Here is a 14,063-nt window from a genome sequence, read left to right as displayed (position 1 = left end):
TTACCTACCTTAATGCCAGTCTTATGCGTATTGCGGGTTAGTTTTTTCAGTGTCGATATCGAATTTAGCAATTGCTTCAACAACTACAGATTTCTCGATGTCACCACGTTTAGCCAGTTCAGTTAGAGCTGCAACTACGATGTAGCCAGCGTTCACTTCGAAGTGACGACGTAGGTTTGCACGGCTGTCAGAACGGCCGAAACCATCTGTACCAAGTACTTTGTAAGACTCAGTTGGCATGTACGCACGTACTTGCTCAGCGTAGTTCTTCATGTAGTCAGTCACTGCGATTGCAGGTTCTTTACCAAGAACAGTCGTGATGTACGGTACTTTCTCTTCAGCTTCTGGGTGAAGCATGTTGTCACGCTCTACCGCTTGGCCGTCACGAGTTAGTTCGTTGAACGACGTTACTGAGAATACGTCAGATGCTACGCCGTACTCTTCGCTTAGAATTTCAGCCGCTTTACGCGCTTCGTTCATGATAGTACCAGAGCTCATTAGTTGAACTTTGCCCTTAGCACCAGCGTGAGATTCAAGCTTGTAGATACCTTTACGGATGCCTTCTTCAGCGCCTTCTGGCATTGCTGGCATTGCGTAGTTCTCGTTCATTACTGTTAGGTAGTAGTAAACGTTCTCTTGCTCAGGACCGTACATGCGACGGATACCGTCTTGCATGATTACCGCTAGCTCGTAAGCGAACGTTGGGTCGTAAGAGATACAGTTAGGGATAGTGTTCGCTTGGATGTGCGAGTGACCATCTTCGTGCTGTAGACCTTCACCGTTCAGTGTTGTACGACCTGCAGTAGCACCTAGTAGGAAGCCACGAGCTTGTTGGTCGCCTGCTAGCCATGCCATGTCACCAATACGTTGGAAACCGAACATTGAGTAGTAGATGTAGAACGGGATCATCGGTAGATCGTTTGTGCTGTATGAAGTTGCAGCAGCAACCCATGAAGCCATAGAACCTAGTTCGTTGATACCTTCTTGAAGAACTTGACCAGACGTTGCTTCTTTGTAGTAAGAAACGATGCCTTTATCTTCAGGTGTGTATTCTTGACCGTGTGGGTTGTAGATACCAACCTGACGGAATAGACCTTCCATACCGAATGTACGAGCTTCATCACAGATGATAGGAACGATGTTCTTACCAATGTTCTTATCTTTAAGAAGGATGTTTAGCGTACGTACATAAGCCATAGTTGTAGAGATATCACGCTTCTGTTCACCTAGTAGAGGTGCGAATGCGTCTAGCTCAGGAACCTTGAACTCTTGAGTAAACTTAGGAAGACGTGCAGGTGTGTAACCGTGTAGAGCGTTACGACGAGCGTGCATGTATTCGTACTCAGGCGTACCTTCTTCCAATTTCAGGTAAGGAAGTTCAGCGATCTTCTCATCTGAAAGGATGTCTTCTAGGCCTAGGCGATCACGTAGGTGTTGAACATGAGTCATGTCCATTTTCTTAACACCGTGTGCAATGTTCTTACCTTCAGCTGCATCACCCATGCCGTAACCTTTAACAGTCTTAGCTAGGATTACAGTTGGCTTACCGTTTGTCTCTTTTGCATTGTTGAATGCAGCAAACAGTTTAGAAGAATCGTGACCACCACGCTTAAGAGCGAAGATTTCGTCATCAGTCATGTCTGCAACTAGTGCAGCTGTTTCTGGGTACTTACCAAAGAAGTGCTCACGTACGTATGCGCCATCTTTAGATTTGAATGTTTGGTAGTCACCATCGATAGTTTCGTTCATTAGTTGAAGAAGCTTACCAGTAGTGTCTTTAGCTAGTAGAGAATCCCAGTTGCTACCCCAGATAACTTTAACAACGTTCCAACCTGCGCCTTTGAATAGGCCTTCAAGTTCTTGGATGATGCTACCGTTACCCATTACAGGGCCGTCTAGACGCTGTAGGTTACAGTTGATTAGGAAACATAGGTTGTCTAGTTTCTCACGCGCAGCGAAAGAAATAGCACCACGTGATTCTGGCTCATCCATCTCACCGTCACCTAGGAACGCGTATACGCGTTGCGCTGAAGTTTCTTTCAGGCCACGGCCGTCAAGGTACTTAAGGAAGCGCGCTTGGTAGATAGCAGAGATAGGACCAAGACCCATAGATACTGTCGGGAACTGCCAGAACTCAGGCATCAGTTTCGGGTGCGGGTAAGAAGGGATACCTTTACCATCAACTTCTTGACGGAAGTTATCTAGCTGTTCTTCAGTTAGACGACCTTCAACGAATGCACGAGAGTAGATACCTGGAGAGATGTGACCTTGGTAGTAAACTAGATCGCCACCGTCTGTCTCGTTTGGAGCACGGAAGAAGTGGTTGAAACATACTTCGTAGAACGCTGCTGCTGACTGGTAAGAAGCCATGTGACCACCAAGGTCTAGGTCTTTCTTAGAAGCACGCAATACGATCATGATTGCGTTCCAGCGAATAATCGAACGAATACGACGCTCAAGAGTTACGTCACCAGGGTAAGCTGGCTCTTGTGCTGCTGGAATTGTGTTGATGTAGTTTGTGTTGATGCCTGTAGCCATATCAACACCATCTAAACGCGCTTTATCTAGAACTTGTTCTAGTAAAAACTGTGCACGTTCTACACCTTCTTCACGTACTACTGACTCAAGAGCTTCTAACCAATCTTGAGTTTCCAGAGCATCAACGTCATGCTTCATGTCAGACATGGCGATCTATCCTTTTTGTTAGTTGGATTCTACTAAACACGTAAATAGCCGAAGTATTACGGCTATTTACCCTGTTGAATTCGACGTAAAGAACGTTCGCGGCGCGACTCTTCTTTGGTCAAATCCATCAATGTTTCTTCGATGTAAGCTAAATGAGAGTGTGACATTTCACGTGCCTGTTCTGGCTGTCCTGAAACGATCGCATCCACAATGTTAGCTCGATGTATACTCACTTTCTCCACAACGTCTTTACGACGATGCAACAGCTTTAAATTTTCTAAGACGTTTTGTTCGAGTAACGGAGCCAAGCTACGAACAATGTGCAATAACACCACATTGTGCGCTGCCTCTGTTAAAGCAATAAGAAAAGCCATCACCGCTGCAGATTCGGCTTCAATATCAACCTTATCTTGCGCACCGCGAATTTTTTCTTGGCATGCTTGAATTCGAGCAAAGTCTTCATCAGTGCCACGCAATGCCGCGAAGTAAGCCGAAATCCCTTCCATCGCATGACGCGATTCCAACAAGTCTAGTTGGGTTTCAGAATGGGACGACAACAAATTAAGCAAAGGATCTGAAAAGCTTTTCCAGATATTTTCGCTAACAAACGTACCTCCACCTTGACGGCGAGTAAGCAAGCGTTTTGCTTCTAAACGTTGTATCGCTTCTCGGATTGAAGGACGAGACACATCGAACTGTTTCGCCAGTTCGCGCTCAGGCGGCAGCTGCTGCCCTGGAGCCAGTGTTCCTTCCACTATCAACCTTTCTAACTCTTGTTCGATAACATCGGAGAGTTTTGGCTGACGAATCCTTTGATAAGCCATAGTTTGTTGTTCTTCTTTTTCTTCGCTGACAATTGGTAATACCAATTTTAAGTTGGGCAGAAATTAACATAATTAAAACGCCACTGTCCAGCCTAAAATTGACCTGCATCATAGAATACAGCGTGAATTAACCATGATTTAACAAATGAAATTTAAAACAGCAACCAAATTGGTCTTACCATTTACAGGGGTAATACTTTTGGGGAGTGTTCGTGCTAGAAAGTTTCAGGATAAAAATGAATTGTTTCAGAAAGATTAGCGTCACTTGTTTAAAAACCGAACCAAGCGCACATTTAGGGTGGAAATTCTGTTCATAAATTTTAATAAATGAGTGTTTGATAAGTTCGTCACACTCTCAATTTATTGATGCGCTTCTCTCCACCACTTTCTTTACATCGCAACAACAAAAATTCACAAGTCATTATGCCAGGCGTTGACTATTCAACGCCCACCAGCGGTAAGGCCATCGTCAAAAACGGAGGCTTAAACTTTGAGATTTTTTTTAAACTTCTGCCAATCGAACACCAAGCCAGGGTCAGTTTTACGCAGAGGCGCTATGTATTGATGGCCAGTGATACGTTCGCTGGTGATTTGAGGGAACGTAGATACGATCGTTGCTGTTAATTGGGCAAGCGCTTGATACTGCTGCTCGGTGTAAGCCACAAAGTCACTGCCTTCCAGTTCAATACCAATCGAATAGTCATTACACCTTTCACGCCCTGCAAAGCTCGACTGGCCAGCATGCCAAGCTCGGTCTAAGAAAGAAACGAACTGCACCACTTCCCCGTCGCGACGAATCAAACAGTGCGCCGATACATCCATTTGGTGAATCACCTTAAAAAACGGGTGTTCCGACGGGTCTAGCTTACCCGTAAAAAACTGTTCGATGTAAGGCCCACCAAATTGACCCGGAGGCAAGCTAATATTGTGAACCACCAGCAGAGAGATATCGTCGGCACTCGGTCTAGCATCAAAATACGGGGAAGGAACATGCCGAGCGTAGTCATACCATCCATTGGAGCTGATCGTCATCTTGGTCTCACTTTATTTTCTGCTAGCACAATAAGATGTGACCTTGCCCATAGAGCAGTCGCGCTAGCCTCTTTAATTTGAAGTTAAGCAAGAGTATCATTCCATTCCCACTCCCTTTCAAGATTAGATTTGCGATGAAAAACACACATAACAGCCACCAACGCCTTGACTACTTAAAAGAGCAACTGCCTCTAGAGATCACTCGTGCAGTAGCCGAGACTATCAAAGAAGACCTAGGTGGCACGTTAGATCCAGCGGCTGATATTACGGCAAGTCTAATCCCAGCAGACGCAATCAACAGCGCAACCATCATTACTCGTGAGCACGGTGTGTTCTGTGGTAAAGCTTGGGCTGATGAAGTGTTTAAGCAACTGGGCGGTGAAGTGACTATCGAGTGGAATGTAGAAGATGGCGACAAGGTTGAACCAAACCAAACACTTTGTACCTTAACAGGTCCAGCACGCGCGCTATTAACGGGTGAGCGCAACGCAATGAACTTCATTCAAACGCTATCTGGTTGTGCGACTACGACGGCTACCTACGCGGACAAAATCAAACACACAGAGTGCCGCCTGTTAGATACTCGTAAAACGATACCTGGCCTGCGCAGCGCACTAAAATACGCAGTCGCTTGTGGCGGCGGTTTCAACCACCGTATTGGGGTTTTCGATGCTTACCTAATCAAAGAAAACCACATCATCGCTTGTGGTGGCATTGAGAAGGCTATCTCTACTGCAAAAGAGCTGAACCCAGGTAAGCCAGTGGAAGTTGAAACCGAAAGCCTAGAAGAGCTAGAGCAAGCGATCAGCGCTGGCGCAGACATCATCATGTTAGACAACTTCACCACAGACATGATGCGTGAAGCCGTGAAAATCAACGCTGGACGTGCAGCACTAGAAAATTCTGGTAACGTGACTCTAAATACCATTGCAGAGTTTGCTGAAACGGGTGTTGATTACATCTCGGTAGGCGCACTAACTAAGCACCTAAAAGCGATGGATCTATCAATGAGATTCAAAGCGTAATTGACTGAATAATAAATAATTTCTATAAAGGCACTGTTTATAACGGTGCCTTTTTTATTGCCTGAATTATCAGTATTTCAAGCAGTTATTTAAGTTGATCGCATAAATTTGCGCGCTATATGAAACACTACACCAATAAATACCAAACCACTCGCGACCACACCTGAACACCATTCCACTACTCCATCTCAACTTCTATTCTTTCCATCAACCAGTGCCTGCACTGAAACAAACTAAAGAATGGAATTAGACAATGAATAACAAGAACAAAAGAACGAACCAGAAAGGCTTTACGCTGATTGAATTGATGATCGTGGTGGCGATTATTGGCGTGTTGTCTGCGATTGCAGTACCTGCATATAAGGATTATGTGTCAAAGAGCGAGCTAGCCTCTGGATTTGCCAGTGTAAAGTCAATAATTACTCCAGCAGAGCTTTATATACAAGAAAATGGGTCATTATCAGGTGCAAACCCAAGTCTTTTAGGTATATCAGCTGGAGCTAATAGTCTAGGAAACCTTTCGGTTGGTACAGACACAGTTGTATTTACACATGATAATGGCGCGGTGACAGGAGCTGTTTTTACTTATTCAAGAAGCACTACTACTGGATGGACTTGCGCCTTAACGGGCCAGCCATCAAATGTAGCAGCTCCAAAAGGTTGCTCATAAGTGCTAACCAACCTACCAACCGTTCTTCGTCAGGCTAGTTTGCTTAGCCTGACTCAAGAACAAGCCGTAGCGGAACATGTACAAGCTTCGGGTGTTTCGACACCTGAAGCTTTGCTCGTTCTAGATTTATTCAGCGGCGATTCCTTAGCAAACAACATTAAAACCATCTTTGGCTTACCGTTAGTACAGCTCGTCAATACAGACTATGAAGGCTTATGTGACCAGCTGGGGCTTCGTGAACTGATTACCAAGTATCGTGCTATACCGATTTCAGTCTCTAGCTCTACTCTCACACTAGCCTCCGCCGACCCGACCAATTTACAAGCGGAAGATGACTTTCGATTTGCGACGGGATTACAGATTGAACTGGTTGTCGCCAACTACTCTGAATTAGAAGGTGCGATACGCAAGCTGTATGGCCGCTCTATTTCAGGGCAAGACTCTAAACGCAAAGAGATCACTCAAGATGAACTCGCCAATCTTGTTGAAGTGTCTGACGACGAGATAGCATCGATAGAAGATCTCAGCCAAGACGATTCCCCTGTCAGCCGCTTTATCAATCAGATACTGGTTGATGCGGTACGCAAAGGCGCATCAGATATCCACTTCGAACCTTACGAAGAGCACTACCGAGTGCGACTGCGTTGTGATGGTATCCTTGTTGAAATACAGCAACCCGCCTCTCACCTAAGTCGTCGTCTATCAGCTCGCTTAAAGATCCTCGCCAAGCTTGATATCGCTGAACGCCGCTTGCCTCAAGACGGTCGTATTAAACTGCGTCTAAATGACGACTTGGCGATTGATATGCGGGTATCAACGCTGCCGACCTTGTGGGGTGAAAAGATCGTTCTTCGACTGCTTGATAGCAGCGCGGCCAATCTAGATATCGATAAGTTAGGTTACACCGAAGATCAAAAAGCACTCTACCTCAATGCCCTGAAGCGCCCACAAGGGATGATCTTAATGACAGGTCCAACTGGCAGCGGAAAAACCGTCTCCCTTTATACTGGCCTTCGAGTGCTCAACACTACTGAACGCAACATCTCAACAGCCGAAGATCCGGTGGAAATTAACCTATGTGGTATCAATCAGGTACAAGTGACACCTAAGATCGGCTTTGGGTTTGCGGAAGCGCTACGATCATTTTTACGACAAGACCCCGATGTTGTAATGGTTGGAGAGATCCGAGACTTGGAAACTGCAGAGATCGCGATCAAAGCGTCGCAAACCGGACATTTAGTACTTTCAACATTACACACCAACTCAGCAGCAGAAACCGTCACCCGACTCGCCCACATGGGGATTGAGCCCTTTAACCTCGCTTCGTCATTAAGCTTAATTATCGCGCAGCGACTGGCAAGGCGACTCTGCAACCACTGTAAAGCAGCTGACAAATCGCCGGACATATTTCTGCGTCACTCTATTCCTAACAATCAAACACTCTACAAAGCCAACCCTAAAGGGTGCAATGAGTGTAATCAGGGTTACTCCGGTCGAGTGGGCATCTACGAAGTGATGCCGTTCACCGACAAACTAAAAAATAGCCTGATCAATAAACCTAACGCGTTAGAGATTGAAGACATCGCGCGTAGAGAAGGCATGAGAACACTGCAAGAGTCCGGTATCGATAAGTTGCTTGAAGGCACGACCAGTTATCAAGAACTGCAACGTGTTCTGTATCTATAATTCATCGGAGCGCTCATGACGACCAAACTTCAGTCACAATTAAAAAACTACCACTGGAAAGGCATCAATAGCTCAGGCAAAAAGGTGTCAGGGCAAACCTTGGCACTCGCCGAATTAGAAGTACGAGAAAAGCTCAAAGAGCAGCATATTCAGATTAAGAAAATCAAAAAGAAAAGTATCTCAGCAATCACTCGTTTAACTCATCGAGTCAAAGCCAAAGATATCACTATTTTGACTCGACAACTGGCTACCATGTTGGCAACTGGTGTGCCGATCGTGCAAGCCATCAAGCTAGTGTCAGACAATCACCGCAAAGCAGAAATGAAATCGATTCTATCGCATATCTGCAAAGGTGTAGAAGCCGGAACGCCAATCTCAAAAGCGATGCGAACCGCAAGCCGCCACTTTGATGACCTCTATACCGACTTGGTCGCGACAGGCGAACTCTCCGGTAACCTAGCACAAGTGTTCGAACGTTTGGCGACCTATAGAGAAAAGAGCGAGCAGTTAAAGTCCAAAGTCGTCAAAGCACTCATCTACCCCGCGATGGTGGTCACCGTTGCACTGACCGTTTCTTATTTAATGCTGACCATGGTGATTCCAGAGTTTGAGTCGATGTTTTCAGGCTTTGGCGCCGACCTGCCTTGGTTCACTCAGCAGGTACTCTATCTGTCACATTGGATGCAGGCTTACAGTTTTTATACCGCTGTGGGCATTGGGCTTGTTGTCCTGATTATTTACCAACTGTGTCAACGTTCCCACTCGATCAGACTGTCTGTCAGTCGGCTAGGATTGCGCTTCCCTGTTCTCGGTGGCGTATTAGCGAAAGCCTCAATAGCCAAATTCAGCCGAACCTTATCAACAAGCTTTAGTTCCGGTATTCCTATTTTAATGAGCCTAAAAACCACAGCCAAAACCGCAGGCAACCTACATTATGAATCAGCAATCATTGAGGTTCACCGAGAAACCGCAGCAGGCATGCCGATGTATATCGCGATGCGCAATACCAATGCCTTCCCTGAAATGGTGTTGCAGATGGTGATGATTGGTGAAGAGTCGGGCAACCTTGATGATATGCTCAATAAAGTCGCTTCCATTTACGAGTTTGAAGTAGACAACACCGTCGACAATTTAGGCAAAATTTTAGAACCATTGATCATCGTATTTTTGGGAACGGTTGTTGGCGGGCTTGTGGTTGCGATGTACTTACCGATCTTTAATCTTATGAGTGTGTTAGGATAGCCAAAAGCAACTTAACACCCATGAGTAGCAAACTTCTGCTCATATAGATCAAGTGGTAAAGGACACTATGGAAGTATTTCACTACTATCCTTGGCTATTCCCCGTATTAGCTTTCATTTTTAGCCTTCTTATCGGCAGCTTCCTCAATGTAGTCATACACCGCTTACCGATTATGATGGAGCGAGAGTGGCAACAAGAGTGCTCGGAATATTTCTCTCAATATAAAATTCCAGCGCCAGAGGGAAAGTTCAATCTCAGCATTCCTCGTTCAACCTGCCCGAAATGCAAAACCCAATTAAGAATCGTCGACAATATCCCAGTGTTAAGCTGGTTGCTCTTAAAGGGTAAGTGCCACAGCTGTGCGAATCCAATCAGCGCTCGCTACCCTTTGGTCGAACTGCTTACAGCAATACTTTGCACAATGGTTGCTAGCCACTTTGGTTTCAGTTACTACGCCATTGCTTTGATTCTTTTCACCTTCGCACTGATTACCGCGACCTTTATCGATCTCGATACCATGTTGTTGCCTGATCAAATCACCTTGCCTTTGGTATGGTCCGGTATCGCATTAGCACTGTTTAATATCGGCCCAGTATCGCTGCAAGATTCCGTGGTTGGCGCAATGGCTGGTTACCTCGCTTTATGGTCTGTTTATTGGTTGTTCAAACTACTGACAGGCAAAGAAGGCATGGGTTACGGTGACTTTAAACTCCTGGCTGCGCTTGGCGCATGGCTTGGTTGGCAGCACCTACCGATGATCATCCTTTTATCTTCGCTTGTTGGCCTTGTGTTTGGTTTGATTCAACTTCGCTTGAAACAGCAAGGCATAGATAAAGCCTTTCCATTTGGGCCCTACCTTGCGATTGCGGGTTGGGTAAGCTTGATGTGGGGTAACGACATCATGGGTTGGTATTTCACTTCTGTACTAGGAATTTAACCATGGCAATCATTATCGGATTAAGCGGTGGTATCGCCAGTGGCAAAACCACGGTCGCTAACCTGTTCAATGAACATTTTAATATAGATATTGTTGATGCTGATATCGTGGCGCGTGAAGTGGTTGCGCTGGGCAGTGTCGGCTTAAAACAGATTACAGAACACTTTGGTGAGTCTATCTTGCTTGACGATGGAACACTCAACCGAAGTCGACTGCGTGAGCTGATCTTCTCAGATCCTAAAGAGAAGCAGTGGCTCAATGATCTTCTTCATCCCATGATCCGTGACAAAATTGACAGTGACCTGTCTAAAATCACATCCCCGTATGGTTTATTAGTTGCGCCGCTATTGGTGGAAAACCAAATGCAAGGCATGGCCAATCGCGTATTAATTGTTGATGTGCCAGTAGAAGTTCAAATAGAGCGAACGATGAGTCGTGATAATGTTTCTAGAGAACAAGTTGCATCAATTTTAAAATCACAGGCTTCAAGAGAACAACGCTTAGCAGTTGCAGATGACGTGATTAAAAACCATACTAAAAACCAAGAACTTTTGCCTCAAATCACAGATTTACATCAAAAGTATCTGGCAATCAGTGCTGTAGATGGGTCAGAATAGAACAATGTTGAATGAAGGTTTGCTCGATGATCACCCATAAATTTGAACATCCTCTAAATGAGAAAACAAGAATCTACTTAAGAGTTGAATCGCTCTTGAGGCAGCTACACTTGTCTTCTACATTTTCCGATGCTCAACAGTATCAACTCTTTTTCCGTTCCATCTTTGATCTGATTGAAATCTTCGAACAGATCCAACTCAAGAGCGAACTCGCAAAAGATATTGAGAAGCAACGTGTAACCTACAAAAGCTGGTTGGATGTTGAAGGTGTCGATCAAGAGATGCTGACATCACTACTTAATGACATTGGTAACATCTATCGTGATCTGATGCAGGCAGAACGTTTTGGCCAATCACTTAAAGAAGACCGCTTCCTGAGTGCGATTCGCCAGCGCTTTAATCTTCCAGGTGGCTCATGCTGCTTTGATTTACCGGCACTGCATTATTGGCTGCACCTTCCTCTTGATAAGAGAATGCGAGATGCTAAAGCTTGGATGGACAGCTTACAGCCTCTGTATGAAGCGCTAACGCTATGGTTAAAGCTCACCAGAGAGACTGGTCACTTTAAAGAGCAAATTGCTCGCGCTGGCTTCTTCCAGAGCGATGCTGATGAAGCGAATATCCTTCGCCTTTCTATTCCAATGCAATACGGTGCTTATCCGATGATCTCCGGGCATAAAAACCGTTTTGCCGTTAAGTTCATGAGCTTTGAAACAGGACAAGCCTGTACTCAAGACATCGAATTTGAATTGGCTGTCTGCAGCTAATTAATTTCCTTTTATAGTTTGGCTTGAGCCTTCACTCGAGCCTAAACTCTTTCTTACAATACCCTCTAATTAAGAATCACTATGTCGAAAAAAATCACCATCGTTAAATGCCCTCAATGTAATGCCGACGTTGAATGGGGCGAACAAAGCCCACACCGCCCGTTTTGCAGTAAGCAATGTCAGATGATTGATTTCGGTGAATGGGCAGACGAAGAGAACAGCATTGCTGGCGCACCAGACATGTCAGATAGCGATGGTTGGTCGGAAGACCCGCACTAAGCAAATAGCGGGTAAATTTTGAAGGGTTGGCGTTTAACGTCAATCCTTTTTTATTGCCTATAGCATGGTACGAATAGAGATTCCTTACTCCTTCCTTCGTCAGTCTAGGGAATGACAGTTAAATGTGAGTTTCGTTTTAGTCCGTCATCCCCAAAAGCGAGGAACGAGTGAGTTCGGGATCTCTTACCTGTGAAACTCTAAATAGCAGACACAAAAAAGCGGAGCCAAATGGCTCCGCTTTTATCGATAGAATGCAAAAAGAATTACTTCTTAGTAAGCTTCTCTTTAATACGAGCTGACTTACCAGAACGCTCACGTAGGTAGTACAACTTGGCACGACGTACTGCACCACGGCGTTTAACTTCGATGCTATCAACCATTGGAGAGTGAGTTTGGAACGCACGCTCTACGCCTTCACCGTTCGAAATCTTACGAACTGTGAATGCAGAGTGTAGACCACGGTTACGAATAGCGATTACAACGCCTTCGAAAGCCTGTAGACGCTCACGGTCACCTTCTTTTACCTTAACCTGAACTACAACAGTGTCACCTGGTGCGAATTTAGGAAGGTCTGATTTTAGTTGCTCTTCTTCAAGAGCCTTGATGATGTTGCTCATTTGTATAAATTCCTAGAATAAACTGATACTAAATTTAATAGGTTACTGCTTGCTTTTCGTTAAGAGCGTTGCTCTTTAATGAATTCAGCCAGTAATTGTTCCTGTTCGTCAGTCAGAGCTAGGTTTTCCAGGAGCTCTGGTCTTCTTAGCCAAGTTCGGCCCAACGATTGTTTTAATCGCCAGCGACGAATGTCCTTATGGTTTCCAGACTTGAGTACCGATGGCACATCTTTATCGTCTAGCACCTCAGGGCGCGTATAATGGGGACAATCTAGCAAACCATTTGCAAAAGAATCTTCTTCTGCTGAAGCGAAATCTCCAAGTACACCCGGAACAAACCGAGAGACTGAATCAATCAACGTCATGGCTGGCAGTTCGCCACCCGTCATCACAAAATCGCCAATCGACCATTCTTCGTCGACTTCAGATTGAATAATGCGCTCATCTACCCCTTCATAGCGACCACAAATAAGAAGCAAGTTCTCGTTTGTTGCCAACTCTTCAACACCTTTCTGGTCGAGTTTACGACCTTGAGGTGAAAGATAGATTACTTTCGTCTTTCCCGGTGCTGCTTGCTTGGCAGTTTGGATAGCATCGCGCAAAGGCTGAACCATCATTAACATGCCAGGACCACCACCGTAAGGTCTGTCATCAACAGTGCGATGTTTATCATGAGTGAAATCGCGAGGATTCCATGTCTCAATAGATAAAAGACCTTTTTTAACCGCTTGACCTGTTACTCCAAAATCAGTAACAGAACGGAACATTTCAGGAAACAGGCTAATAATGCCAACCCACATGTGTTCTCTCGCTCTGTAATTTGGAGTTAGAATCCAGGATCCCAGTCAACTTCGATCCGGCGAGCTTCGCGATCAACTTTCTTGATCACTTGCTCTTCAAGGTACGGTACTAACCGTTCCTTTTGGCCAAAAGCATCTTTAAGATTTGCTTTGATTACTAGAACATCGTTCGAGCCAGTTTCTAATAGGTCAGTGACCTCACCAAGGTCGTAACCTTTAGTGGTAAAAACTTGCATACCGAACAATTCGCGCCAGTAGAATTCATCTTCTGACAATTCAGGTAACGAAGCAGGGTCAATAGCAATTTCAAAGTTAGTCATCAGTTGCGCGTCTTCACGAACATCTAATCCCGCTAGCTTACATACATAACCTTGGCCATGACGTTTCCAGCTCTCAACTTTGTACTCAACCCACTTACCCTTTAGGTTTAAATACCAAGGGCTGTAATCAAATATGCTTTCAGCATTGTCTGTGTAGGAGAACACTTTGAGCCAGCCACGAATACCATAGGTAGACCCAAGTTTACCCATGACAATTCTATTATTTTGCTCGCTCATAGTTTCTTTACCCTTCATCGACATAAGCTATTTCTCTTTAAAAAAGAATTAAGCCGCTTTTTGAGCGTCTTTAACTAGCTTAGCTACACGATCAGATAGAGATGCGCCTTGACCAACCCAGTGGTTAACACGATCTAGGTCTAGACGTAGACCTTCTTCTTGACCTTGAGCTGTAGGGTTAAAGAAACCTACTTTCTCGATGAAACGGCCAGTTGCAGCGTTACGGCTATCCGCAACTACGATTTGATAAAATGGGCGCTTCTTTGCACCGTGACGTGCCAAACGAATGGTTACCATGTCGTCCTCTTTGCTTTCTTAATAAAAT

Annotated in this window: 15 protein-coding genes; 8 read left to right on the top strand and 7 right to left on the bottom strand. The window is 45.0% G+C overall.

All coding sequences use genetic code 11. The features are described 5' to 3' along the window. Positions 1–21 precede the first annotated feature (21 nt). The 3 genes from aceE to ampD form a co-directional block, all read right to left on the bottom strand. Positions 22–2,685 (bottom strand): pyruvate dehydrogenase (acetyl-transferring), homodimeric type, encoded by a 2,664-nt coding sequence (gene aceE / locus AB6E54_RS13925; RefSeq protein ID WP_017059442.1) that lies wholly within the window; start codon positions 2,683–2,685, stop codon positions 22–24. 62 nt (positions 2,686–2,747) lie between these two features. Next, the gene (gene pdhR, locus AB6E54_RS13920; protein ID WP_065584924.1) at positions 2,748–3,509 is read right to left on the bottom strand and encodes a pyruvate dehydrogenase complex transcriptional repressor PdhR; all 762 of its coding nucleotides are present in this window, start codon (positions 3,507–3,509) and stop codon (positions 2,748–2,750) included. A 483-nt stretch (positions 3,510–3,992) separates the two neighbouring features. Continuing rightward, entirely contained in the window at positions 3,993–4,541 is a 549-nt protein-coding gene (gene ampD / locus AB6E54_RS13915) for a 1,6-anhydro-N-acetylmuramyl-L-alanine amidase AmpD (protein WP_372106472.1), read from the bottom strand. 134 nt (positions 4,542–4,675) lie between these two features. On the opposite strand from ampD, the gene nadC reads away from it, so the two are divergent. The 8 genes from nadC (at position 4,676) to yacG (ending at position 11,764) form a co-directional block, all read left to right on the top strand. Next, positions 4,676–5,566, top strand: a complete 891-nt coding sequence (nadC, locus tag AB6E54_RS13910) for a carboxylating nicotinate-nucleotide diphosphorylase (protein WP_372106474.1) — start codon at positions 4,676–4,678, stop codon at positions 5,564–5,566. A 253-nt stretch (positions 5,567–5,819) separates the two neighbouring features. Then, positions 5,820–6,236, top strand: coding sequence for a prepilin-type N-terminal cleavage/methylation domain-containing protein (locus tag AB6E54_RS13905; RefSeq protein ID WP_268671608.1), 417 nt, complete (start codon positions 5,820–5,822; stop codon positions 6,234–6,236). Further along, positions 6,237–7,922 (top strand): type IV-A pilus assembly ATPase PilB, encoded by a 1,686-nt coding sequence (gene pilB / locus AB6E54_RS13900; protein WP_372106475.1) that lies wholly within the window; start codon positions 6,237–6,239, stop codon positions 7,920–7,922. Between the two features lie 15 nt (positions 7,923–7,937). Continuing rightward, positions 7,938–9,164, top strand: a complete 1,227-nt coding sequence (locus AB6E54_RS13895) for a type II secretion system F family protein (protein ID WP_102331923.1) — start codon at positions 7,938–7,940, stop codon at positions 9,162–9,164. A 67-nt stretch (positions 9,165–9,231) separates the two neighbouring features. Beyond that, the gene (locus AB6E54_RS13890) at positions 9,232–10,101 is read left to right on the top strand and encodes an A24 family peptidase (RefSeq protein WP_017065897.1); all 870 of its coding nucleotides are present in this window, start codon (positions 9,232–9,234) and stop codon (positions 10,099–10,101) included. A gap of 2 nt (positions 10,102–10,103) precedes the next feature. Next, positions 10,104–10,718 carry a dephospho-CoA kinase gene (coaE, locus tag AB6E54_RS13885; protein ID WP_102331922.1) on the top strand — a complete coding sequence of 205 codons (615 nt, stop codon included), beginning with the start codon at positions 10,104–10,106 and terminating at the stop codon, positions 10,716–10,718. 26 nt (positions 10,719–10,744) lie between these two features. Beyond that, on the top strand, positions 10,745–11,485 hold the full coding sequence (gene zapD / locus AB6E54_RS13880) for a cell division protein ZapD (protein ID WP_102331921.1): 741 nt from the start codon (positions 10,745–10,747) through the stop codon (positions 11,483–11,485). A gap of 81 nt (positions 11,486–11,566) precedes the next feature. Then, positions 11,567–11,764, top strand: a complete 198-nt coding sequence (gene yacG / locus AB6E54_RS13875) for a DNA gyrase inhibitor YacG (protein ID WP_004735515.1) — start codon at positions 11,567–11,569, stop codon at positions 11,762–11,764. A gap of 263 nt (positions 11,765–12,027) precedes the next feature. On the opposite strand, the gene rplS is transcribed toward yacG, so the two are convergent. From rplS to rpsP, 4 genes are read right to left on the bottom strand one after another with little or no spacing between them, the layout of a single operon-like run. Continuing rightward, positions 12,028–12,381, bottom strand: coding sequence for a 50S ribosomal protein L19 (rplS, locus tag AB6E54_RS13870; RefSeq protein ID WP_004735514.1), 354 nt, complete (start codon positions 12,379–12,381; stop codon positions 12,028–12,030). Between the two features lie 59 nt (positions 12,382–12,440). After that, positions 12,441–13,181, bottom strand: a complete 741-nt coding sequence (trmD, locus tag AB6E54_RS13865) for a tRNA (guanosine(37)-N1)-methyltransferase TrmD (RefSeq protein ID WP_004735512.1) — start codon at positions 13,179–13,181, stop codon at positions 12,441–12,443. A gap of 26 nt (positions 13,182–13,207) precedes the next feature. Next, entirely contained in the window at positions 13,208–13,762 is a 555-nt protein-coding gene (gene rimM / locus AB6E54_RS13860) for a ribosome maturation factor RimM (RefSeq protein WP_017063236.1), read from the bottom strand. A gap of 24 nt (positions 13,763–13,786) precedes the next feature. After that, a complete protein-coding gene (rpsP, locus tag AB6E54_RS13855) occupies positions 13,787–14,035 on the bottom strand; it encodes a 30S ribosomal protein S16 (RefSeq protein WP_004410028.1) in 249 nt (82 codons plus the stop codon). Positions 14,036–14,063: the final 28 nt, after the last annotated feature.

The sequence above is a fragment of the Vibrio sp. 10N.247.311.49 genome (assembly GCF_041467655.1).
Lineage (GTDB): Bacteria > Pseudomonadota > Gammaproteobacteria > Enterobacterales > Vibrionaceae > Vibrio > Vibrio crassostreae_C.
The sequence above is the reverse complement of the archived record's forward strand: the minus strand, read 5'-3'. Positions and strand labels throughout refer to the sequence as shown.